At 66.4% G+C, this 22,367-nt stretch carries 20 protein-coding genes; 1 reads left to right on the top strand and 19 read right to left on the bottom strand.

Annotated features, from left to right (window positions below):
• Positions 1–39: 39 nt before the first annotated feature.
• The 9 genes from F8O05_RS07420 to F8O05_RS07380 all read right to left on the bottom strand — a co-directional run bounded on the left by F8O05_RS07420 (position 40) and on the right by F8O05_RS07380 (position 12,309).
• Positions 40–1,857 carry a type IV secretory system conjugative DNA transfer family protein gene (locus tag F8O05_RS07420; RefSeq protein ID WP_158052123.1) on the bottom strand — a complete coding sequence of 606 codons (1,818 nt, stop codon included), beginning with the start codon at positions 1,855–1,857 and terminating at the stop codon, positions 40–42.
• On the bottom strand, positions 1,854–2,450 hold the full coding sequence (locus F8O05_RS07415; protein WP_225735793.1) for a hypothetical protein: 597 nt from the start codon (positions 2,448–2,450) through the stop codon (positions 1,854–1,856). Before F8O05_RS07415 ends, F8O05_RS07420 begins: the two co-directional genes overlap by 4 nt.
• A gap of 155 nt (positions 2,451–2,605) precedes the next feature.
• Complete coding sequence (locus tag F8O05_RS07410) at positions 2,606–5,608, bottom strand: hypothetical protein (protein ID WP_158052122.1); 3,003 nt, start codon at positions 5,606–5,608, stop codon at positions 2,606–2,608.
• Positions 5,609–5,678: 70 nt separating this feature from the next.
• Positions 5,679–6,713, bottom strand: a complete 1,035-nt coding sequence (dprA, locus tag F8O05_RS07405) for a DNA-processing protein DprA (protein WP_158052121.1) — start codon at positions 6,711–6,713, stop codon at positions 5,679–5,681.
• A 160-nt stretch (positions 6,714–6,873) separates the two neighbouring features.
• Positions 6,874–8,352, bottom strand: coding sequence for an ATP-binding protein (locus F8O05_RS07400; RefSeq protein ID WP_158052120.1), 1,479 nt, complete (start codon positions 8,350–8,352; stop codon positions 6,874–6,876).
• Positions 8,349–9,128, bottom strand: coding sequence for a hypothetical protein (locus F8O05_RS07395; protein ID WP_158052119.1), 780 nt, complete (start codon positions 9,126–9,128; stop codon positions 8,349–8,351). Before F8O05_RS07395 ends, F8O05_RS07400 begins: the two co-directional genes overlap by 4 nt.
• 19 nt (positions 9,129–9,147) lie before the next feature.
• Positions 9,148–10,617, bottom strand: coding sequence for an SCO6880 family protein (locus F8O05_RS07390; protein WP_130455652.1), 1,470 nt, complete (start codon positions 10,615–10,617; stop codon positions 9,148–9,150).
• A 3-nt stretch (positions 10,618–10,620) separates the two neighbouring features.
• On the bottom strand, positions 10,621–12,009 hold the full coding sequence (locus F8O05_RS07385) for a conjugal transfer protein TrbL (RefSeq protein ID WP_130455650.1): 1,389 nt from the start codon (positions 12,007–12,009) through the stop codon (positions 10,621–10,623).
• A gap of 30 nt (positions 12,010–12,039) precedes the next feature.
• Complete coding sequence (locus tag F8O05_RS07380) at positions 12,040–12,309, bottom strand: DUF6112 family protein (protein WP_024355940.1); 270 nt, start codon at positions 12,307–12,309, stop codon at positions 12,040–12,042.
• 103 nt (positions 12,310–12,412) lie between these two features.
• Between F8O05_RS07380 and F8O05_RS07375 the strand changes: the two genes are divergently transcribed.
• The gene (locus F8O05_RS07375; protein WP_158052118.1) at positions 12,413–13,771 is read left to right on the top strand and encodes a hypothetical protein; all 1,359 of its coding nucleotides are present in this window, start codon (positions 12,413–12,415) and stop codon (positions 13,769–13,771) included.
• A 38-nt stretch (positions 13,772–13,809) separates the two neighbouring features.
• Here F8O05_RS07375 and F8O05_RS07370 read toward each other — a convergent pair whose 3' ends face one another.
• From F8O05_RS07370 to F8O05_RS07325, 10 genes are all read right to left on the bottom strand, one after another.
• The gene (locus F8O05_RS07370) at positions 13,810–14,076 is read right to left on the bottom strand and encodes a DUF6112 family protein (RefSeq protein ID WP_130455646.1); all 267 of its coding nucleotides are present in this window, start codon (positions 14,074–14,076) and stop codon (positions 13,810–13,812) included.
• Positions 14,076–15,257, bottom strand: coding sequence for a M23 family metallopeptidase (locus F8O05_RS07365; protein WP_130455644.1), 1,182 nt, complete (start codon positions 15,255–15,257; stop codon positions 14,076–14,078). The genes F8O05_RS07370 and F8O05_RS07365 overlap by 1 nt, the downstream gene beginning before the upstream one ends.
• 6 nt (positions 15,258–15,263) lie before the next feature.
• Complete coding sequence (locus F8O05_RS07360; RefSeq protein WP_130455642.1) at positions 15,264–15,950, bottom strand: hypothetical protein; 687 nt, start codon at positions 15,948–15,950, stop codon at positions 15,264–15,266.
• Positions 15,951–16,027: 77 nt separating this feature from the next.
• Positions 16,028–17,104: a ParB N-terminal domain-containing protein gene (locus tag F8O05_RS07355; RefSeq protein WP_130455640.1), complete on the bottom strand. Its 1,077-nt coding sequence runs from the start codon at positions 17,102–17,104 to the stop codon at positions 16,028–16,030.
• On the bottom strand, positions 17,101–17,970 hold the full coding sequence (locus F8O05_RS07350) for a hypothetical protein (RefSeq protein ID WP_130455638.1): 870 nt from the start codon (positions 17,968–17,970) through the stop codon (positions 17,101–17,103). The genes F8O05_RS07355 and F8O05_RS07350 overlap by 4 nt, the downstream gene beginning before the upstream one ends.
• Before the next feature lie 75 nt (positions 17,971–18,045).
• The gene (locus F8O05_RS07345) at positions 18,046–18,480 is read right to left on the bottom strand and encodes a hypothetical protein (RefSeq protein WP_130455636.1); all 435 of its coding nucleotides are present in this window, start codon (positions 18,478–18,480) and stop codon (positions 18,046–18,048) included.
• The gene (locus tag F8O05_RS07340) at positions 18,477–19,157 is read right to left on the bottom strand and encodes a DUF2637 domain-containing protein (protein WP_192497078.1); all 681 of its coding nucleotides are present in this window, start codon (positions 19,155–19,157) and stop codon (positions 18,477–18,479) included. The genes F8O05_RS07345 and F8O05_RS07340 overlap by 4 nt, the downstream gene beginning before the upstream one ends.
• Positions 19,154–20,062 (bottom strand): bifunctional DNA primase/polymerase, encoded by a 909-nt coding sequence (locus tag F8O05_RS07335; RefSeq protein ID WP_158052117.1) that lies wholly within the window; start codon positions 20,060–20,062, stop codon positions 19,154–19,156. The genes F8O05_RS07340 and F8O05_RS07335 overlap by 4 nt, the downstream gene beginning before the upstream one ends.
• Positions 20,062–21,144 (bottom strand): ArdC-like ssDNA-binding domain-containing protein, encoded by a 1,083-nt coding sequence (locus F8O05_RS07330; RefSeq protein ID WP_158052116.1) that lies wholly within the window; start codon positions 21,142–21,144, stop codon positions 20,062–20,064. The genes F8O05_RS07335 and F8O05_RS07330 overlap by 1 nt, the downstream gene beginning before the upstream one ends.
• A 226-nt stretch (positions 21,145–21,370) precedes the next feature.
• Positions 21,371–22,318 carry a helix-turn-helix transcriptional regulator gene (locus F8O05_RS07325; RefSeq protein WP_158052115.1) on the bottom strand — a complete coding sequence of 316 codons (948 nt, stop codon included), beginning with the start codon at positions 22,316–22,318 and terminating at the stop codon, positions 21,371–21,373.
• Positions 22,319–22,367: the final 49 nt, after the last annotated feature.

Below are 22,367 nucleotides of genomic sequence, written 5' to 3'. Positions count from 1 at the left end.
ACTCCTCGTGACAGCGGCACCCCCGGTCAGGGTGCTCTGTCACTCAGGTGCGCCCACCGGCCCCTCATCACCCGCGGATGCCGGAGAACCGGTTTGTAGCAGCTTCTCCACCACGCGCCGCTGACCCTGCAGGTCGCTCGCGCCCTTGCGGCGCGTCCAAGCACGCAGTTTCGCGACGATCGGTGGCGCGGCGCGTAGCAGGATCAGTCCGGTACCGAATGGGAGGGTGCGGATCACGTCGGGAGGCATGATCGCTACCCGGCGGATGGAGCGTTGTGCGGTGCGGGAGCCGTGGTCGCCGATGGTGGTGGAGTCGGTGATCTCGTCGCGTTCACCGATGAGGGTGGTGAGGTCTTGAAGGTCACGGGAGTTGGATGCGCCACCGAGGATGATCTTCACAATCGATGCGTCCCAGATCGCGCCGGCAGCGTTATCCGACCACTTCTCGCGTGCCTGTGCGAGGGATTGCAGTACCGGCATGGTCGTGATCCCGGTACCTCCGCCTTCTGCCATCAACGTCGGGAGCGATGGCAGTGGGGCGAGGTTTCCGATCTCATCCAGCGCCAGCAGCAGCGGCGGGTCGAGACGTGCTGACGGTGAGCGTGCGGCGAGGCGACGGGCGGCTTCGACGAGGTCTTCCACGAACGCTGACACCAGTGCGGCACTGTTGTTCGCCCCGGCGCCTGTCGCGAGCAGATACACGGTGCCGCGCTTGCGCAGAAACTCCTCCGGATCGAACCGCTCCTCCGGGCCTGGGCTGACCGCGTCGAGGACGCGGGGATCTGCGAGCGCGGCAAGAGACAGGGACACGCCTTGCCAGATGGAGTCGCGGGTTCTGGGGTCTGAGTCGATCATCGCCTGCAACGAATCCGCCCACCCCGTCGCCGCCCGAGGGTTCGCGGTAAGGATCGCGACCGCATCGGACGCCGCAGCCGGGTCCAGGGTCCACCGGAACAACTCGGCAGGCGCACGCTGGTCCAGGGCTGCGGCATGGAGGAGTGCTTGGAGGGCGGTGCGGGTTTTCCCTTCCCAGAAATCCCCGCCCTCGACACCGCCAGCGGACAGGCCGGTGCCTGCGGCGAGGCCGGTGGCGCGGATCATCGCAGTCAGCGGGTCTTCGCATCCCCGGATCGGTGACCACCGCAAGCCTGCGGGGACGCCTTCGGCGAGGTGCTGCGGATCGAACACCGCCACTGGCCGCCCCTCCGCACGGCGTGCTGTGAGAGTGGCGGTGAGGTTGTCGGGGCGGGTGGAGGTCGTGACGACGGCGCCTGGGGCGTCGAGGATCGCGTTGATGACCACATGCAACCCCTTCCCCGATCGTGGTGGCCCGATCAGCAGGATCGAATCCTCCACACTCGCCCACACGTTTACGTTCCTCGATGCGCCGAGGAGGTATCCGACATCGGTGACCGCAGGCTGCTGGATGGAGGGGCGGAGTTGCCCGGCCCGACGCAGCAGTGCTTTCTCTGATGCGGCGGTGGTGACGTCGGTGCGGGTGGCGATCCCGACGATCCGGTACGGGTCGACCTTCGTCTGTCGTGCGTGCTCGCGGAAGAACCGCCACACCCACCACCCCGCACTCCCGACCGCGACGATGAGGATGCCGGTGACGATCCAGTACGCGACCGGGTTCAGCTCGTCGGCAGCGAGTGCGCTACCGGGGTCGGAGGGGTGCAGGAGCACGCCGGGGCCGGCTTCGATCCCGCCCGGCGGCTGCGCAATCCCGGTAACCCACGCGGTGATCGTTCCCGCAACGCGGAGGATGACGGCGAGGACGGCGGCGGCGATGAGGGCGATGATTCCGAGGTTCGCCAGCTCATCCCCAAGCGCCCCACCCTGCCGCGGGGTGCTCATTGGATTCTCCCGACCGTGAGGGTGCCGGAGATGCGGCCGAGGAGGATCACTTCACCCGTCACCGCAAGCGCGGTTTGCTCTGCGGTGAGGAGGGTGCGGGCGGTGCCGTCGCTGCTGGCGTCGGTGTGGGCGTGGATGATCGCGACGGCGACATCCTCACCCGCAACGAACCCTGCCCCTGCCACCTGATGCAGCACCGGCTGCGCGGCTGGTACCGGAGGCGACACCACAGCCACCGGTGCCGGTGCTGATGCTTCCCAGGGCTTTGGGGTGGTGCGTTCGCGGGGCGGGGTGATGATGTCGGTGAACGTTGACCCGTCGGCCTCGTGTACCTGCACGCGCAGCGGCGACCGGTACTGGGCGGTGAGGGCGTCGAGGATGGTCGGGAACGCTTCGCGCCGCCATCCCGGAGCGAACGGCTCCGGGAGATACGGGCGCCCGTCGACCGTGACCGTCATCGCACCATCAGCGGTGATGGTGAACTCCACCACCGGCACGACGACCGGTCCACCGGGCTCAGTCTTCGGTGGCTTCGGCGCTTTCGGGGGTTGGTGGTCGGGGTGGGTGCGGCGGTAGCGAGGCTTCGGCGTCACAGGGTTCCTCTCCGTGGAGTGCAGGGGTGTCGCCAGGCAGGTGCACTAGCACCGCCCCCGAAACGCAGGTGGGAGGGCACGAACCTGGGGTGGTTCGTGCCCTCCCATACCGACCCGCCCTGGGGTGGGGGTGCCGGAGGGTCGGCAGCCTGTGGTTAGTCCTCCTTTGCTCCCTCGAACTGGGCCTTGAACTCCTCGAACGACAGGTCCTCGTCACGGACGTACCCGGCGCGGTCGCGCGTGATCGCGAGGTGACGCCCGAACAGCAACACCCCACCGGTAACCGCAGCGATCAGCCCACCAGCGAGACCGATCGGCCACCAGTCACCGCCGCCGGTGTGCGCGAGCTCACCCGGCGTGCCTGCTACGTCTGGGGTGTCGGTGACGGTGGTGGTCTCATCCGGTGCACCGCAGACCCCACGGTGCAGGATCGTGCCGTCCTCATCGGTGACGGTCTCCACCCAGTAGTAGATGCCGACCGTGTCGAAGATCACCTCGTCGGAGCGATACTCACCTGGCCCATCGAGATCAATCGTGGTGGAGGTGAAGACGAGTTCTTCCGGGGTGCAGGTCGCGGTGTCACTGTCCTGCCGGTACGCCTCGAAGATCAGGCGTGCCCCGTCGGGGACGGTGCCGGTGACGGTCGCAACATCATGCGCCGGATCACCCAGCTTCACGTTCGCCATGGCGTTCGTCTTCACGATCAGCTCCTCCGGCTGCTCCTTCACCACCGTCGTCTCACCCGGCGCCCCACAAAGACCCTCGGCGATGATCTCGCCGTCGGCGTTGTAGAGGGATTCGACCCAGTACACGTTCCCCGCGGTATCGACGGTGGTGGTGCCGGAACGGTAGACACCGGCCTGGGTGACCGGGATCTCCTCGCTCTCGTAGAACGGCGCCTCACACAGGGCTTCGGCGTCTGCCAGGTGGGGTCCGTAGGCACGGAACACCAGGTAGGAACCGTCGGGAATCTTCGTGCCCTGCACGAGCGCGGTATCCGAGAACGGCTCGCCGACGAACGCTTCCGGTGTCGCCTGCGTCACCACGGACACAGGCACCTCTCTGCCGGTGGGTGGGACGTAGAAGCGTTCCAGCACGTCCACCGGAGACGAGGAGTAAGGCTGCACGCGGTCGTCGCCGGTGAAGGTGGTGACGAGGACGTAGAAGCCGGGCTCGGTCGGCACGATCTTGTCGTCATCCGTGTACCCGAGCTTGTAGACCCCATTGCGTGCCGGCGTCATCAGTTCCGCCAGCACCGGCGCGCTGGTGAGGTCGAGATCGTCGGTGAGTTCCGTATCTGACGCGAAGGGGCCGTAGACGGTGTGATGCAGTTCATCGACATCGGCGTTCCAGTAGCCGTCGCCGGTGAAATCGCCGTGGTTCGCCGGGAACCCGGTGACGGTGATCACATCGAAGGCGCGTCCGCCGGGGTGCACGTTGTACTCCCGCATCAGCGAGGTCACCGTGACCGGCCACCGCACCGACGTCGTCTCCACCGTGATCCCGTACTCGTCCTGCCAGTCGTTCGCGAGGTAGTCGCGCACCCACTCCGGCTGCGTAGTCTTCCGAACCTCCCACACCCAGGTCACAAACCCGCCCGTCGGCGCGACCACCGACGGGGACGTGTAGACGCCGGGGCCGTCTGCGGTGACCGTCACGGTACCGAGCGGCACCGCGTTCGGGTCGATCGCGGCGTTCTGCGCCGGGGGCAGCGTGCCGGGCACCTGGTAGGCGGTGCCCTCGAACACCACCGGAATGTGCGCGCCGTCCTTCTTCAACCACGCACCATTACTGCTACTAACGGTGATCGTGTCCGTGAGTGCATCACCGGGGACAGCGAGACGCTGATCCGCCTTGGAGACAGCTTCGGGCTGGAACGGCACCACCGACGTCTCAGTGACTTGGCCGAAGCGGTCGGTGAACGAGTCGGTGAGGTACTTCGCGTTCTCACCGTGCGCGGTCTTGTCGATGCTCCACACCCACGTGTAGAACCCCGACTCCGGCGCAACGATCGTGCCCGGCGATGTATACGACCCCGCACCCGTCAACGTCACCGTCTCGACGCCTGCGACGAGGGCTCCGGCCGGTGGGGTGTCGGCTTCGGCAGGCTGCTCATCGAACGGCCCATACAAGGTGCCGGTCGCGGTCACCTCAATCGGGTTGCCGTCCAGGTGAATCCAGGTGCCCTTCGACACCGACACCGTGAGCCCATCCACGAACGCATCACCCTCCGCGACGTAGCGGGAGGCGACCTGGGTGGTGATCTCCGGCTGGAAATCCAGTTCAATCACCGGCGACTCCACCGACGCCGACAACCCGGTGGATGACCCTGCGACGGCGGCGATCAAACGCTGCTTCCCAGGAGTCGTGTAGAGATCAAGCGCCGCACCATACCCGGCCGCATCGATGCTCATCGACGCGCCAACCCGGTAGGACGGCACACCGACTGCGGGGGTGCCGGTGATCGGGTGCGCCCCGGAGCCGATCGTGCGCGCCGAGGAACCGATAGCGAAGACCGCATCCGACAAGGTCGCAGCACCGGTGAGGCCTGCGGGGTGGGTGGCGACGGTGAGCGTGCCCGCGTACTGATCCGACATCTCAAGCGATAGCGACAGTGACGGGTCGGTGACCGCGTTTGCTGCGGCCTCCTGCCGCATCGCGGCGAGGTTCGCGAGGATCGTTCCCCGCTCCGACGCGGGGGCTCGGGCAACGTAGTAGTCGTCACCGGACATGCCGTGCGAGTTATACCGGCCAGGGCTCGCCACCGACCACACATGCAGCGCGACCGCGGCGGTGACGTTCGGATCGCCCGACTGCCCCCACCGGTCCATCACATAGTTCAACTCGGCAAGCTGCTGCCGCGACAGCGAATCCAACGCCGTGATCCGTTCCGGCCCCGATGTGTTGCCGTAGGGCGGGTCCGCGTCCAGGTCCGCGCAATACGCCTGCCGGCCGTCCACATCCGTGTTGTACGCGCCGAGGAACGCACCATCTGACCAGTACCCGACCCCTTCACTGCCCGCATGGGCAGCCTGGGAGCCAAGCGCGAACGAACCCGCGATGACCAGGAGCGCGAGCAGCGCTGACAGCCAGCGCCGCACCCCCGTTCTGGGTGGCGCAGCCTCCGGCTGCGTGATGTGGGCGAGTGATCCTGACACGAGATACCTCCTGGTGTGTGTTCATCAGCGACCAGAGCCGGCCGCCTTCACACCAGGTGCACCACCCGCCTCACAACACCGGCCCCCTCAAATCCCGCCCCTGCGCCGGCGGCCCAGCCTCGAGCGGGTCGGACTCGAGTCCCGCACGCTCCCGCACGGCACGGTGAGCCCGGTCACGAACCCCATGCAGCAACTCGCGCACATCTTCATAGCCAGTCACCACCGTGGCGAGGCCGTCACGCAGCAACCGATGACAGCCCGTAGAGGTGGCGCTCGTGATCGGCCCGGGGATAGCCCCGACCGGGCGGCCGAGTTCGGCGGCGCGGGCGGCGGTGTGGAGGGTGCCGGAACGGTACCCGGCCTCGGCGATGAGGACGGTGCCGGAGAGCGCGGCGAGGAGCCTGCCTCGTTGCAGGAACCTCCACTTCGTCGGCGCCGCACCCGGCGGCAACTCCGACAGCAACAGGCCGTCCTTGCCGACACGGGTCAGCAGATCAGTGTGCCCTGCCGGATACAGCCGATCCAAGCCGCCTGCGAGCACGGCGACCGTTGAGCCATTCGAGGCGAGTGCGGCACGGTGCGCGGCACCATCGATCCCATACGCGCCGCCCGAAAACACCACACGGGAGTCGGCGACCGCCGACTGCACCAGCTCCGTGGTGACGTGTTCCCCGTAGGCGGTGGACGCCCTGGCTCCGGTGATGGTGAGGCGATCCCACATCGGTCCGGTCAGCAGCCCTGGGTTGCCTTTCGCCCACAACGCCACCGGCGCGCCATCACCGAGCGCGTCGATCCCGGCAGGCCATTCAGCATCGCCGGGGATCAGCACCCGCATCCCGTGCCGCTCTGTCTCAGCAAGCACCCGCTGGATTTGTGCGGCGTCGAGGCGTGGTGCGAGGCGGCGCTGCCAGGTGTCACCGTCGGGCCCTGCCGGGACTTCATCGGCGAGGACGCGGGCGACCGTTTCGGATGCGCCGACGGTGCGAATCATCCGCCCCGTCACCGCATCTCCTGGTTCGGACGCGATAGCGAGGATGATCCTCGCGGTGCTCTCATCTGCTGCCAGTTCGTTGATCGTGTCCATCAGTGCTGCTCCCTCGGTCATGGCGTGTCAATCGAGGGATAGGTGCGAACCGGCACGCCGAAACAGTCATTACGAGAGGATCGGTGGGCGCGGGAACTTGCACCCTCACAACACCCCACAGATCGGCCAAAACCCGCAGAATCACGCGGAATCAGAGTTCAGAAATCCTGAACCTGAGCATTTAGCCCTTCATCCTCGCGGTGGTGTCGAACGCGGCGAGCTCGGCCGGGTGAAGTTGGTGCTGGACGACGAAGGAGCGTTCTTTGATGCGCCAGAGTCCTTGCCCGGTGCCGAGTCCTGGGAGGAGTTTCTGTTCGGTGCCGGTGAGTCCGAGGGCTGCGGCGGTGGCTCCGAGCTGGTCGGGTTCTTGCCGGTAGATGATCCTGGTCTCCGCATTCGCCAACAGGCTGTTGGCGAGGGCGCGCATCGCGGAGCCTTGGTCGCCGACGTTGTCGAGGTCGGTGAGTTTGTGGAAGATCAGCATGTTCGCGATCCCGTAATGCCTGGCGAGCCGCCATTGCGCGTCCATACGGCGCAGGAGAGCTGGGTAGGCCATGAGTCGCCAGGCTTCGTCGTAGATCACCCACCGGTGCCCGCCGTTCGGGTCCATCAACGCCGACTCCATCCACGCGCTGGAGCAGGTCATCAGCACGGAGATCAGCGTCGAGTTCTCCGCGACGCGGGACAGGTCCAAGCTCACCATCGGGAGCGATGGGTCGAACCTGACCGTCGATGGCCCATCGAACAATCCGGCAAGATCGCCCGCCACGAGGCGGCGGAGGGCGTGGCCGACGAGCCTGCCGTCTTCTACCAGCCGGCCATCCGTGTCGGTCGCAGGATCGGGGCTCAGGATGCGGTCGACCACCATAGGCAGGATCGGCACGTCAGCGGTGCGGACGCTGTCTTGGAGAGCGAGGTCGATCGCGGTGTGCTCCAACGGCGACAGCACCCGATCCAGCACGGTTTCTGCGAGCGCGCCGATGAGTTCCCGGCGGCGGGACGCGACTTGCGCCGCCCATTCCGCATCGCTCACCCCGGACGGGCGGTGGCCCTCATCGAGCGGGTTGAGCCGGTTGCGAAGCCCATGCCCGAGCACGATCGCTCGCCCACCAACAGCCTCCGCCACCGCCGTATGCTCACCCTTCGGATCGCCGGGCACATACACACGGCGACCAAACGGGATCGACCGCGCATAGAGCGATTTCGCGAGTGAAGATTTACCGGACCCGACGATGCCAGCGAGGACAATGTTGGGTGCGGTGATGACCCCGCGGGCGTACAGAGTCCAGGGATCGTAGACGAACGAGCCACCCGAGTACAGGTCCTGGCCGATGAACACGCCGTCAGCACCGAGGCCACCTTCGGCGAGGAACGGGTACGCGCCCGCGAGCGTCGCGGACGTGTCCTGATGCCGCGGCAATCGCAACCTGCCCGGCGTCCGTAACGCCGCTGCCCCTGGTTCGCCTGCGGCGGGCAGGTAGGTGGTGTTTCGGCGTTCGGCACGCTCAGCGGCCACCCGTTCACGCTCTGCCGACTGCTCAGTGCGGCGTGCGTTGGTCTCGATCTTCGTGGCCGCGTGCTTGCGTGCTTTCCGCTGCCGGCGGCGTTCCCCGGCCGGTTCGACCAACGCCGCGGTATGGAGCTTCTGCCGATCGGTCACAGCGCTCGCCCCCGAGACACCGAGGAGGACTGCGACGGTGCGAACCAGTCATCCTCGTCTTCGACCACGGGCACTTGGCGGCGTGGCTGTGGATGGCTCGGCGCAGTCCGCGTCGCCGGAGCTCCGGCATCCGGTTCTCGTGTCTCCGGGTGCGTGCGGAGGAGGGAGACGTGCCCGTGGTCATGGTTGTACGTCAGCGTGTAGATGCCTGCGGTGGTGGTGCGGTCGAGCGGGCCGGCGGGGATGGTGTCGTAGACGTATCCGTTGACGAGCGCCGCCTGTGTGGTCTCTTCGCCCATGTCGAACCCGGCCAGGTGCTCGATCGCCGCATCAGTGCCGTCACGGTCGATGATGGCCAGCACCTCGTCGGCGTCCTGTCCTTGCAGGAACACGATCCCCACCCGCCGGGCAGGGACAGAGTCTGAAGGGGCGGGGCGCCATGCGATACGCCCCGAGGCGCCCATGGCGGCATCCACCTGGTCGTGCATCCCATCGAGCAACGCCGCGGCCTGCCGCAGTTCGGCGGCCGCGGTGAAAGCGTGACTTGCGCCGACACCTTGGTTCCCGGCGTCGTCATAAGCGCGCACTTGGTTCGTGGAGTGGGCGGTGGCGAGCTGGTCGAGCACTTGCCGGAGGGATCGCACCCCGGCAAGGAGATCACCGAGCACAGTGTAGGTGTCGGCGGGGTTCTCAAACGTACGGGTCGCATGTGCGAGGCCGCGGAGCGCTTCGGACGCTTCCGCGGCGTCGGCGGTCGGGTTCTGGAAGGTCGGCATGACGGGCTCCTACTTGCTCTCAGACGGTGCGGCACAGCGGCAACGCTGCGACCGTGAAGGCTTGCGCCTGCTGCCCAACAAGACGGCGGGTCTCACAAGACGCTTGGATCGCGGCCTGTTCGATCGCCGCGACCGCGGTGTCGAGTTCTTCCGGGGACGGCGCGCTGACGCTGATGAGGCCGGTGTAGCGGAGCACACCGTGGCCGGCGGTGAGGTCGGCTTCTTGTTGGAGGACATCACCGTATTCGGCGGTTTGAGAGGCGTCTTCGATCTGCCCCATTTTCTGCCGCTGCGCCGCATCTGAGATCAGTTCGGTCTTCTTCTTCCTGATGTCACGGGCTGCTTGATCCGACCGGATCGGCGTGCACACCAGCGAGAACGAACGTTGAATCCCCGACGACAACAACACCGGGGCGAGAAACCCCGGATACACCTGCGACCTCGGCCACTCCGACACCCACAGCACCGCATGGTGCGCGGAATCCGACCGCAGGCGATCCCACGACTCGGTGACCGCGACCGGCCCCGCAGTCGCAAGGGAACGCCCGATGTCGGTGTTCCGTTCGAGGATCGCCGCGGTAGCGGGGTCGTAGGCGGAGCGGAGGATCACCGCGACCTGAGCGGGGGTGAGCCACCCGGTGATCGTGAGCTCCGCCGCCCGAAACGCGGTCACGAGCGTTGTCATCTCTTGGCGAAGGACGGCGGCGGCACCTTTGATTCCGCCGCCGTTGGTGCGTACCTGTCGGGCTGAGGCTTTGAGGTCGAGGGCAAGGCTGATGGTGGTGGCGTGGCGTTCCCCGGCGGGACCGGCACGGTCGATGAGTTCCCGGTACACGGTGGAGGTCCAGGAACCGTCATCGGTGCCGTGGCGTTGCCACCATTCGACCAGCCCGGAACCCCCATCGGGGAGGGTGCGTTCGCACACTTGCAGGCGGGCGATCCGCCCGGACCGGCAGGTGGTGGCGAGCACGCGCCCCCAGGTGGCGACGCGGCGTTCCTGCTCTCCGGGGTCGAGGAGCACGAACGCGGGATGTGAGACGCCGACGATCGCGGTGAGGGTCTGGTGATGGGGGTCGTGGATCATCGCCGCCCCGGTCTCCGGGTCCTCCCACTCCCGAAGCGACGCCGCATCACCTGGAAGAGCGAGCGTCCCCGCAGGACGCGGTTTCACGACCCGCCGCCGGAACACCGTCTGCCGTGCCTGCGTGCGGGCAACCCACCGGAAGGTGACGGGCACCCATTCGATGAGTTTCCGGCCCCCGACCGGGGTCCAGGCGAGGACGGCGGAGAGGAGCCAGATGGGTGCGGTCCAGGCCAGCAGTATCCCGCCGCCGGCGTAGAGGGCGCCGACGATGGAGAGGACGCCTGTGGCGAGGGCGATGAGTTGCGGGAGGGAGAGGCCGAGGAGGATGCCGCGGCGGGTGAGGCGGGAGAACTGCACCGCCCGCAGCCCAAACCCTGCACTGCTCGTGTTCTGCTGAGTCGACATCGATTATTCCTTCCCGGCAGACGGCTTCGGTGACGGCACAGGCGGCGGCGTCGAGGGTGTAGGTCGTGCCGGTGGTGCGGTCGGTGTGTGATTCGGCGCAGGTGGTGGTGCGGGTTGCACGGTCTCACCGGCCCCGGCCGCGTGCCCTTCCGCAGCACCGCCGACCTTGCCACCGAGCTTCGGCCCCGCGGTCGCTGCCGCACCGACCACCTGAGCCCCGACAACGACCGCCGCCGCAGGCCCCGCAGCAGCAGCCCCGCCGGCCCCGGCACCAGCTGCGCCAGCACCGCCGCCCGCACTCCCAGCCCCCGCACCAGCTGCGGCACCAGAACCACCCGCTGCGCCCCCTCCTGTAGCGGGAGTGGCCGTCGTTGCGGGTGGGGTGCCTTCACTGGGTGGTGCCGCACCACCGCCGTTGTCGGCGCCGTCGAGTACCTTCTTCGTCCCGTCCGCCTTCGGTGCTGACGGGACGGGGATGGGGCGGTTGAGGGCGGATTTGGCTTCTTGTTCGGCGCTCATCGAGTGATACATATCGAAGCCGATGAACGTGACGAACTTGTACGTCATGTATGGGGCGAACGCAGCGATGAACATCAACACCACACCTGCGATGGGATCACTGATCGACGCCAGATCAAGCTCAATCGGCGCAGACACTTGGGTGATCGCGACGAGGAAGATCACCACCAGCACGAGCTTCGACAAGATCAACGCGATCACGAACGTCGCCCATTTCCCGAACCACCCCTTGGTCGCATCCCACGAGAACCCCGCGAGAGCGATCGGGGCGAATACGATCGCGACCAGGAGGAGGGCTTTGCGGATCAGGAGGGAGAACCACACGATCGCAGCCGCACTGATGGCGAGTCCTGCGAGGAAGATCGTGACGATCGCCCCGACACCGGGGGCGGCGATGTTGATCCCCGCGAACCCTGCCGCGAGGAGGGTGATGCGGTCGCCGATAGATTCCATCGTGTTCCCCGTGGCCTGCACGATCCCGACCGCGAGCTGATCCGTGATCTCCAACAACAGCCCCGTGAGACCGATCGCGACGAACGAGCCGAGGATGCTTTTCGCAGCTCCCAGGGCGGCGCGGGTGAGGGCGGTGGGGTCGCGGTGGACGAGGCCGGTGATCAGTTGCAGGCAGAAGAAGATCAGCACCACGAACACTGCGACCCCGAAGAGGATGTTGTAGACCCCGACGTAGCCTTCGTCGGTGACGTCGACGAGGGTAGTGGTGTCGAATACCGTCCAGACCGCCTCGAACAGCCACGCCGCCGCCCCGCCCATTGCCTGGGCGAGCCAGTCGAACGGGGCCGCGATCAACGTCGCTGCTCCTTGCCCGACGGTGTCGCATACGGCCGAGATCACCGGCACATCACACACACTCACCGCATCCTCCTTCCCTCGTCCGTGGTGGGGTTAGACGGCTTGGCCGACGCCCCAGAAGAAGTTGATGAGCGTCACCGACGCGCCGCAGATGATCGCCGCGCCGCAGGACACGAGCACGCCGACCTTCCCGCGCGAAGCGAGATGCGGGTTGCTGCTGTTCGCGCCGAAGCCCCATACGATCGCGGAGACGATCAGGGCGAGGACGGAGAGGATCAGGCCGACGGTCATCACCGCGCCGACGATGATGCGCAACTGCTCGATACCGGGAAGCCCGGTACCGTTCGGGTCAATATCAATCACAGGGATGCTCCTTCAGCTCACAAACGCCAGGGAATGGCGAACTTGCCAGCCAGGTGCACCCGCGCCCCCATCGCGCATCTGGGAGCTCACCTAAAATGAGGAGATGACCGGACGCACCGAGACGATGCCGCCTTTAGTGATGTACGTCGTCCACGCGAAGGGCGCGAACCGGATCAGCTATCTGAGCGTCGAGAAAATCAGCGAAGCGTTCGACAAAGAATCCACCCCGACCTTCGGTTCCCTCTGCGCCATCGTGCGCGAAGGAGATGAAGAACTCGGCACCGGGGACTATCTGATCGGGTTGGCTGTCACGCGCGGCGTCGCCGGCATTGCGAGCGGAACGCTACGCGCGACCTTGTCGCCGATCCTTCGTCTGCTCGCGCCTCTTGAGTTCGGAGAACTGAGAGAACAGGCAGTCTCGATGCCGTCAATGCCGCAGCACTTCTACGCACGTCGACTCGATAGTCCTACAGCAAGAGCTCTCCTCGAACATCTCAGACAGGTTGACCCAACGGTCGGACCGTGGTTGGATTCCGTATTCAGATCGCCGCGCACCTTCGATGACGAGGTGCAGCAATCGAGAGTTGAAGCGCGTGATGCGGTCTTGCTGGCTTCGCAGATTGCTGAGATTCCGTTGCCCGCGGATGCTTTCAGCGAGCCGCCCAGCGTCGAGGAAAAAGAGACACTTCTCGATACCGTGCTAAACGCTGGGTATGAGCGAGATATGGAGGAGGAGCTTCTGCCGCTCGATCTTCAACGTTTCGATGGCAAGCTGATCGCCGATCAACGGGCGGCCAGCCTCGCCGTGTTCGAGGATCGCAGCGGCCAACGGAAGCTCCTCGTCATGTCTGTCAACAAGAAACCCATAGAGGAAGAGCTTGGTGTCGACCTTCTCTACTGGGATCAGGTTCACGACGCTTTCACCTTCGTTCAATACAAGAGACTGGAACGAGCTGACAGCGGCGACGGGAGCGGCAGCTACGAGTGGGTTTATCGACGTAAGAACGAGATAGAGAAACAACTCAATCTCATGCCGAAAGGCCGTGAAGTCCCGAGGAAGACCATCGACTGGCGAGCTTTCGATACCCCATTTTGGTTCAAGTTCGTGCGCGGAGACGCTGGTCGAAAACTCGACGGGAAGACGCTCAAAGGCATGTATGTCTCCGCTGACTGGATGCGGCTCGCCATGACTGATTCGACGTTCAAAGCCGGCCCACGATCTGGCTTCCGAGTGACCTACAACAACACCAAGTACCTCGGGCGAGGGGCCTTCACCCAGCTCATCTCACGCGGATTCATCGGAACAGCAAGCACGCGTTCTCAGGCGTTCAAGAAGGCAATGGCAAAACTGGGCTCCGACCGTGAACTCATCATCGCGATCAAAACTGAGTGGCAGAACGACACCGAAGACGAACGAGCACAGACCGCTTCAGATGCATCCTCGCCCGCACTCCCGTTCTAGGAAGACTGGTACCTCGCAACCTCCTGTCACCGACACGCCTACAAGCGGTCGCCGACGCCCAGGAGGAAGTTGACCCAGGCGACACCGGCTCCGGCGAGGGCTGCCGTGCCGAGTGCCACCCAGACCCCGAGCCGGGCTTTTGTGGCGGTGTGCGGGTTACCGGTCGAAGATGAGATGGCCCAGATGATCGCGGAGATAATCAGCATCAGTACGGCGATGATGAGTACGAACATCAGTAGCGCACCGATCACCGTGCGGAGGTCGTCGGCTGCGCCGACGCCGCCGAAGTCAGGGAACACGTCCATCAGCGCCCACCTCCGTTCAGGGTGCAGGATGCACGGGAGGTGTTGCCGCCGGTGATGCCTTCGGCGTCGTGGTCGGTGAGCCATTGGTCGGAGTCGATCGCGGGCTGCCCTTGACCTCCGGGCCGGATTTCGAGGTGGAGGTGAGGCCCGGTGGATTTTCCGGAGGAGCCGACATCGCCGATGTGTTGCCCGGCGGTGACGGTCATGCCTTCGGTGACGTGGATGCCGTGCTCCCACATATGCGCGTAATAGGACGCGACCCGCTCTCCGCCGACGGTGTGCTCCACGATGATGAGCCCACCCCAGGAGCCGGTGTATCCGGCTTGGGTGACGATCCCATCGGCGACAGCGTAGATCGGGGTGCCGTCAGGCGCGGCGAAGTCGCTGCCCGAGTGGAACGCGGTCTCGAAGGTGATCGGGTCGGTGCGCCACCCGAACGGGCTGGTCCGCACCCAGGAGCCCTCCGGCAACGGGAACACGACCCTGGTGGTCTCCGGCACCACCACCTCACCGCCTCCACCGCCGCCGGTTGATGGCGCGGGGCGGGTGAGTGCGGTGAGGATCGCTTCGGCGACGGGCTGATAGTTCTGATACCGGTCCGGGAACGCCGACACCTCAACGGCCTGCGCCGCTTCGCCTGGGTCGAGCTGCTGCCACCCCGGAATGTCGAGCAGCCCGCGCGGTGAGGGGTAGTTGGGTCCGGTGGGTCCGCCGTAGAAGGCGCGGGCTTGATAGTTCGGGTCCATGAGTTCCGCGACAGAGCCCCACCCTGCTTGCGGGCGCATCTGAAACAGACCGAGAGAGTCGTGATCGGACGCATCCCCGTCGTTGGGGTAGTTCGCGGATTCTGGGTAGGTGCCGGTGTTGGCGAGCATCCGCAGGTGCGACTCCGTGAGCGCCGCCATCAACGCGATCACCACCCCCGGACGCCCCACCCCATCCGTCTGCCCACCAACCGTGATGACGGTCGCAGCGTGGGTGAGCTGCTGACGATTCAACGTCACCGTCTCACCATTGCGCGTCGTCGCAGTGAGCGAGTCCGGGATCGGCCCGACGATCAACGACCCCGGCGCGCACGCAGCGACAGCAGGATTGACGAGGACAGCGACGGACAGGAGCACGGTCGCGGGGCCGAAACAGACGGCGGCGACGGTGAGGGCGGCGAGGAGTTTCTTGAGCATGGCCGGTCACCGCAGCGGGTTGTCGAGCTGCGACAACCGCAACACCGCGCACGTTTCAGTGATTGGAGCGGCAGGCGCCGGTGCGGAGGTGCGTTCGGGTGTGCAGGTGAGGAACACGGTGAACGCGACCGGGTGCGTTGTCGTGACCGGGTCGGTGCCCCAGTAGCCGGTGCGGTGGCGGGTGCCGGTGATCGTATACGCGACCGCACCGTCAGGAATCTGCCCCGGCGCCGCCTGCACCACCGCATCCTCCCACGCGGCAGGGATCTCGATCGTGTCGATGGTGAGCCACTGCCGCGTCTGATGCGTGCGGAGCTGCGTCCATGCCTCCTGGGTCGGCAGATAGGAACGGACATCGGATGCAGCCGCGTCGGCTTCCGTGTCGGCGGTTACATCGGCGAGCATCTGCGCGTAATCGGCAGGCCCATACCCACTGGTCGTATCCCAGGTAAACAGCGCTTCCGCAACCGCGCCTGCGAACTTTTCCGACCCACCGAGGGTGACCACGGCTTCCGGTTCTGCCGGGACGTGTGCCGGGTTCGTTGCCGTCGGCCCATCGGGACGGGCGGGTTCGGTGGTCTGGGGGCCGCGGGTGAGTCCGTAGACCCCGACGCCGATGAGGAGGAGCAGGATCAGGCCGACAGCTGTGGCGGCGATGAGCACGGTGCGGCGGCGGCGAGCGGTGGGGTCCATCCTGGTGTCCTTCCCGACGAGATTCGGATCACCAGACAGGTGCACCACAGCATTCAGGGCAGGGAGGCGGCGGAGGGTCAGGCGGTTTCGCGGCGCACGTTTCGTGCAGTGCGGGCGGCATCCAGGAACGCGACGGTTGCAGTGACGGCGTTCTCGAACATCGCCCACTGCTCACCAGACAGGGCTGGGCCGATGGTTTCGGGGTCGTAGCGTTCGGTCCAGGTGGAGAGTTCATCCCAGAGGTAGACGAACGACCGCACCGGCAGGAACTCCCGCGGCTGCTCCTCAACCGCGTGAAGGCGTGCGGATGCGAGCTGGGAGGGGCGCTTCTTCGTCGCAGTCCTCGCACGCTCGACAGCGAGTACCGCGAGCCGTTCCAGATCGGCCGGCCGTGCCGTGTCTTCGAGCTCCCGGATCCGGGTCGCGCCTGCGGCTGCGGTGTCGCGGATGCCTGCCGGTTGTGCGAGGTCGCCCGCGAGGGTGTCGAGTTCGGCGAGGGCTTGCGCGGCTTTGATGCGATGCTGCGCTCCGGTGATCGACCCGCCCGCGTCGATCCGGTCAAGTTCCTCCCGTGCCCGCTGCTGTACGTCGTCGGTCTGTGCCGGGTCAGCGGCAAGGTTCTGCAACTCGTTGATGCGTTCGAGCGAGGTATAGGCGTTGCGGCCGGTGACCATGAGCGCGGCCTGCTCGCGGGTCTTCCCGATACTCCCGGCCGACGGTGGGGCCACCGTGGCCCCACCGTGTGACCTGGGGTTTTCTTGTTTCGAGGTGAACCGTGACGCTTCCTGTCGGCCCGTCGCATCCTCGACCATGAGCGCTTTCAATTCGGCATAGAGAGCGGCTTCCTCGGTACGGGTGAGGGGCTTATGCAGGAGATTGTCGTCCTGTTCGGCGAGGAGCTGCCCGAGGGTGGTGGAGATACCGGAGCGCACCCACACGTTCACCGTCTTCCACCCGAGCCTGCGGATCGCAGCCAAACGGCGGGCACCGCAAATCAGCATCCCGTCCGGGGTGATCGTGATCGGCTGCAACAGCCCATCCCGCGTGATCGACTCCACCAGCGCGTCGATGTCGCCGTAGTCCTCGCGGTGGCGGCGGCCGGACCAGATCGACTCGACGGCCCGCTCCAGCTCGATATGCCCCGGCGTGGTCATGGCCGGCCTCGCATCACCCCGGGCGCGGCAACCGTGACGGCGACCGCGAGGTCAACATCAGTGAGGAGATGCCGGAGTGATTCGCCAATCAGGAGCCGCAGCAGCACGCCACGGCTCGCATTCGTACCGGTCAGGCTTGCGTCTGGTGATCCGAGGACGATGCGCAGCAGCCGATACCAGGACGGTGCGGGGATATCGAGGAGTGCCCGGGCGTGACGATCACGCCGCAGCGATTCATATGCTCCCGCTCGTGAGACGGATTCTGCGAGGCGTGCGCAGATGCACTCGATCGCCGCGCGGGCGACCACTGGTTCCCACCCGTACCAGCACAGCAGTGCGATTGTGTCTTCGACCGCTGACTCCACTCCCGTCGCCCCTGACGCTTCCACCTCGTCGTCAGCGTCGTCTTCGTCGTCGTCAGTGAAGGGGTCGGCGCGGAATGCGGGGTGGTAGTCGGTGAGGAGGTTTTCGCGGTCGGAGAAGCGTTCGGCGTCATGGAAACTCGAGTATCTGGGTCTGCGTGCCTGGTGCACGGAGCACAGGAGTCCGTTGGCGCGGTTTTCTGCGATGCAGGTGATCTGCACGGCACGGGTGATGACCGCCCACGGATCATCCGCCCGCCGCACCGAGGGCGCACGCATCGCCTCGAACGCCGCGGTCGCCGCCTCCCACGGATCAAGACCGTGCTTGCGCGCGAGCGCGGCGTACTTGTCGGCCGCGTACCGCATGAGTTCGGTAGCGACCGGGTCATTCCGCCAGGCGTCCGGCCCCTCAGCGTCGAGGCGGGTGAGGAGTTCGCGGAGTCGTTCTGAGTTCTCGAACCCACGCCCGCGACCATCGCGACGTGGAGTGTTTCGTTGTGGCATGGTGGCACCTCCTGACAGGCAGGTGCGCACCGGCTCCCCACCGCCACCCCACCACCGTCTTCTGCGCATAGCCGTTCACCCCAGCCCGATCCCGGACGGCCGCACCCACGACGACGAGCGCGGACGATCCTGTGGCTCGAACACATCGAATGACTCGAATACTGCCGGCCCCGCGGGTGCCGCTCGTTCGGCTCGGCGATCCCGAATGTCGCGCGCATGATCCCGGGTCGCACGGTAGGCGTGACCTGGCGCGCGGCGGGCACGGTGCGCGAGGGCGGTCTGAAAGTTGATGCCGCGGCCCGCGATCCTGGCGGTGCTCGACGCGATCAGATCAGTCGGACGCACCCACGCGATCCCGCGCCCCACCCGCGAACCAGGATCAGCGCCTACTTTGGTGAGTGAGGGGTCGCGGTGCACGGCGAACGCAGACCGCTCCGCCTCCGCACCCTCGACCATTTCTGGCCGCGTCTCCGGTAGCTCAGTGCGGTGTGTCTCTGTGTGGTCGTTCATGGGGTTTCCTCCTTGCTGATGGCTGGGGTGAACCAGCGGCCGACGGTGGAGGGGTGCACGCCCAGGCGCCGGGCGATCTGCTTGTTCGACCACCCCTCCACGTCCCGCAATTGCGTCGCCTCCGCCCGCCGCTCACTCACCGATACCACCGGAAACTCCATTGCCGATTTCGGCTCCATTTCTCGTACGGCGACCGTTTGAGACGGGGCGACCGTCTCGGCAGGAGCGGCCTCGATCACGTCTGCGCCCGGTGTGGTGGTGGGGCGGGTGAGGAAGACGGTGAGGTGTGTGATCGACAGCAGCACCAGCGGCGGGATCGCCGCGACCGATGCGGCAAGCACCGGCGGGACGTCGGTGTCTGAGGCGATGATCGCGTGGATCGCATTCGCCGTCACCGACACGACGGCGCCGGCGGCGAGAAGCGTCCAGGGGTACCAGGTCGGGCGGGACTGGCTGGCGAGGGCGACGACGGCGACAGTTGCGACGACGATGATGCCGTCCACGATCAACGGCCACGCCCACGCCTGCCCCGCATCGATCCCAGACCGGCGGGCAAGGTCGGCAAGCGCCGTAAAGCTGAGCCAGAACGCGCCGGCTGCGATGAACACCGTGCCCGTGATCGCCGTCACCACCGCCAACCGGCGACCCCGCGGCGAAACAGCCTCGGTGGTGTTCATAAGATCACCCGCCCTGGTGATCCGCGCACCACACGCCGCTCGTCCGCTCCGGGCTCTACAGACGTATGCGGTGTGGGGTGGGTGGTGCGGTAGGCGGATCGGATCGTCGCCATGATCTCCCGCGAACCCAGCCCCGCATGCTCAGCCGCAGGCCCCAGAGCGTCGAGGGTCGCGTCGGGTGGGGTGCCGGCCTCGGCGAGTCGGCAGGCGGCCCAGAACAGGCCCCGGTTCCGCTCACCCTCACCACGCCCCGCCACCCAACCAGCGAGTACCTTCGCATCCGACCCCCGCCGCTCAACCCGAGCAGCACGCGCACGGCCCAGAGGGATCGGGGTGCGCGGGTCAAGGAAGTCGTGTAGCCGCGCCGCATCCACCGGCACCGGGGTATCACCTGATGCGACGATGAGCCGGTACGGTGCCCGCACCCCACCAGGGCGCAGCACCTTCGACGGCGGCGCGATGATGTAGCCGCCGTCACCACGGAAATCGACATGCGCCCGCGCCGCCTGCCACGACGACTGCACACGGTCCGGGTGCGCCGGATAGTAGGCGTGCAGGCCGCCGGAGGGGGTGCGCACGAGCGCCGCCCACCCCGTGGCATGGCCTTGACGGTGCGCTTCGCGGAAGGCGGGGAATCCGGTGCCGGTCGTGTGCACGTCGACATCGACGACCTCCACCCCGGATGTGGCACCGGTGGGGATGCCGATGTTCGCGGACGGCCACCTCGACCACCATCCCGCAACCTGCAATGGGTCAGCGGACGCATCGTGGAAGCCGCGGGCCACCAAGGGGCGTTTCTCACCCGGCACGCACGGGAATACCGGCACCCCGGCCGCAGCGAACCGTGCCGCCGCCTCCGCAAGCGGCATCCGACCGACTTCGGCGAAAAGCTCGACGTCACCCATCACAGACTCCTCACCGACGCTGCCACCGCACGGCGCGGCCCCTCAGCCAAGGGATCAGCAGTCGCCTCGATCGCAGGCTCGGTGCGCTTCTTCGCCGGGGCGTCGCGGGTGAGGCCGGGTGGGTCGCCATCGCTGATCTGTGCGGTGAGGAGTTGGTCGAGAATGCTGGCTACGGTTTTGCGGACTCGTTCGCCGGTGGCTTGGACGACTTCGACCGGGGATTTCTCCGGCACCGTTGCCGCCCACCCCGACACATACGGGACCGTGTAGTCGCTGGTGTCCATGCCGTGCGCTGCGGCGACCATCAATGCCACCGAATCCGCTTCGACCTCACCGATCCCGCGATGCCCCGTCGCATCGGCGTTGTCTGGGCCGTGCAGCAGGACATGGGCGAGCTCGTGCACGAGGGTCTTCACCTGTGCCGCCTCGGGCATGTTCTCCCGCACCGCCACCGTCCGCGCACCGAAATCGGTGAGGCCGTTCGCACCGTGGATCATGCCCTCATGCGGCACCCGCAACACCGTGAACCCCTCCGCCTCCACCAACCGCGCAATGCCATCCCAGAGGCCGTCGGGTGCTTCGCCTTCCAGCAGCCGCGGTGAGGGTGGCGCGGGGATCGGGTCACCTGAGGTTTGGGAGACATCCCAGACGTAGGCAGGGCGGACGCCGACCATGCGGGAGCGCACCGCCTCACCCGGCTTCGGCTTCTCGAACCGGCCGAGCCGGCGCCACGACTCCGCCACCCTCGGCGTGAATGACGCGAACCGGCCCGTCACCGGGGCAAGGATCATGTACCCCGACTGACCCTTTGAGACTTGCCGGCCGAGTGCCTGCCATTGTTTGAATCCCGCGACATATGACGGCACCGGCTCTGGCACTCGGCCCGCCTCGAACGCCGCCTGATGCTGCACGAAGATCAGCAGCGTGTTGTTGAACGAGCGGGCACGGAACCGGGCCGCGAACGTGAGCGCCTGCTTCCAGTCCTCACCCGACACCAACGACTCCACCGCATCGGTGAGCTGTTCATACAGAGCGTCGAGCTTCGCATCCCGCGCCGCCCTCGCTTCCTCGCTGGTTGCCATCGCCGTCCTCCTTCCGCAGGCACCCGTACACGGCGGGTGACCTCTGCGACCAGAAGGTGCGCGAAGGGACTCAGGAAACGCAATCGAGACGGACGACGGACAAAGTGTGAGCGACCGTCAGGTGCATCGCTGAACCCGACGTGGTCAGCCCACCTCTACCCCAGAAGCAAGATGCCTGGTGATCCGAGCACCGGATCACGGTCGATTCACCCGGACGCACGCGCGTTCACTCGGGGTGCGACGGCAGTGGGTTTTTGCGGCTGATCCGGCGATACTCGCTCGGAGCGACCCCGATACTACGGCGAAACTGCTGCGCCGCGAAATCAGGATCACCCCACCCCACCGACACGGCAATGACCGAAATCGGCGAGTCGGTGACCTTGAGTAGATGAGCCATCCGTTCTGCGCGCAGCATCGTCAGATACGCGATCGGCGACTTCCCAAACGACGCAGTGAACACGCGCCGAAGCTGCGATGGAGACAGGTGCACCGCGCCCGCCAACTCGGGCACCGACCATCGCCGATCAAGCTCACCGGAGAGAAGCTCAGCAACGTGCCGAGCCTCATCACGGAGCGGTCGAAACGCCCGGTGTCGTGGAGCGGAAGGCACAACGGTGCTCCGCTGCGTCGAACTGATCCGCTCATCAGTGACGGCAAGATGCGGAACGATGACATCGAGAACGGCTGAGACGAGCGCCTGGGCCCGGTAGAAGCGCACCGCGGGTAAACCCTCGACACTCAACGCCGTGAGCTCATCCAGCCACGGCATCAGCAATCCAGCACGATCATCACCGATCCGAACGACCTGCGCTGGCTCCGCGTAGTTTGTGTCGAGGAAGGTGCTGGCATCAAGTCGATCCTTGAAACGCGCTGCGTACTGCCAGAACACCTGATCGATCACATAGTCGCGATCTAGATACAAGGTTGTGGTAGTAACCCATCCTTCGGGCTCAGCGCCACACAATGTGTTAGCCGCGAGTACGACCACATCGCCAACATTGACATGCTGGCTGCCGAGCTCGCTGAAAAGGCGCGCGCTTCCGCCACGGATGATGATGAATTTCACGCAGTCGAAGGCGATGGGCGCAATCGCTGTCACTGCGGTCTGCGTGCGTGCGAGCACCGGAGAGAAGCGCCCCGGCGACGGCGACGGTCCAGGCGAGGAGTCCTTCATCGAAGGCCACCGTTCGTTGACTTCAACGAGGCTTTGCTCCTCTCCTGCA

Origin of the sequence: Gulosibacter chungangensis, assembly GCF_008831155.1 — a bacterium.
In the GTDB taxonomy this organism is placed as follows: domain Bacteria; phylum Actinomycetota; class Actinomycetes; order Actinomycetales; family Microbacteriaceae; genus Gulosibacter; species Gulosibacter chungangensis.
This window is presented reverse-complemented; position numbering and strand designations above follow the sequence as displayed.

Bases quoted from the DNA above. Each gene is read 5' to 3' on its own strand.
- F8O05_RS07420 (WP_158052123.1), bottom strand. From the start codon at position 1,857: ATGAGCACCCCGCGGCAGGGTGGGGCGCTTGGGGATGAGCTGGCGAAC.
- dprA (WP_158052121.1), bottom strand. From the start codon at position 6,713: ATGACCGAGGGAGCAGCACTGATGGACACGATCAACGAACTGGCAGCA.
- F8O05_RS07395 (WP_158052119.1), bottom strand. From the start codon at position 9,128: ATGCCGACCTTCCAGAACCCGACCGCCGACGCCGCGGAAGCGTCCGAA.
- F8O05_RS07390 (WP_130455652.1), bottom strand. From the start codon at position 10,617: ATGTCGACTCAGCAGAACACGAGCAGTGCAGGGTTTGGGCTGCGGGCG.
- F8O05_RS07375 (WP_158052118.1), top strand. From the start codon at position 12,413: ATGACCGGACGCACCGAGACGATGCCGCCTTTAGTGATGTACGTCGTC.
- F8O05_RS07370 (WP_130455646.1), bottom strand. From the start codon at position 14,076: ATGGACGTGTTCCCTGACTTCGGCGGCGTCGGCGCAGCCGACGACCTC.
- F8O05_RS07365 (WP_130455644.1), bottom strand. From the start codon at position 15,257: ATGCTCAAGAAACTCCTCGCCGCCCTCACCGTCGCCGCCGTCTGTTTC.
- F8O05_RS07360 (WP_130455642.1), bottom strand. From the start codon at position 15,950: ATGGACCCCACCGCTCGCCGCCGCCGCACCGTGCTCATCGCCGCCACA.
- F8O05_RS07355 (WP_130455640.1), bottom strand. From the start codon at position 17,104: ATGACCACGCCGGGGCATATCGAGCTGGAGCGGGCCGTCGAGTCGATC.
- F8O05_RS07350 (WP_130455638.1), bottom strand. From the start codon at position 17,970: ATGCCACAACGAAACACTCCACGTCGCGATGGTCGCGGGCGTGGGTTC.
- F8O05_RS07345 (WP_130455636.1), bottom strand. From the start codon at position 18,480: ATGAACGACCACACAGAGACACACCGCACTGAGCTACCGGAGACGCGG.
- F8O05_RS07340 (WP_192497078.1), bottom strand. From the start codon at position 19,157: ATGAACACCACCGAGGCTGTTTCGCCGCGGGGTCGCCGGTTGGCGGTG.
- F8O05_RS07335 (WP_158052117.1), bottom strand. From the start codon at position 20,062: ATGGGTGACGTCGAGCTTTTCGCCGAAGTCGGTCGGATGCCGCTTGCG.
- F8O05_RS07330 (WP_158052116.1), bottom strand. From the start codon at position 21,144: ATGGCAACCAGCGAGGAAGCGAGGGCGGCGCGGGATGCGAAGCTCGAC.
- F8O05_RS07325 (WP_158052115.1), bottom strand. From the start codon at position 22,318: ATGAAGGACTCCTCGCCTGGACCGTCGCCGTCGCCGGGGCGCTTCTCT.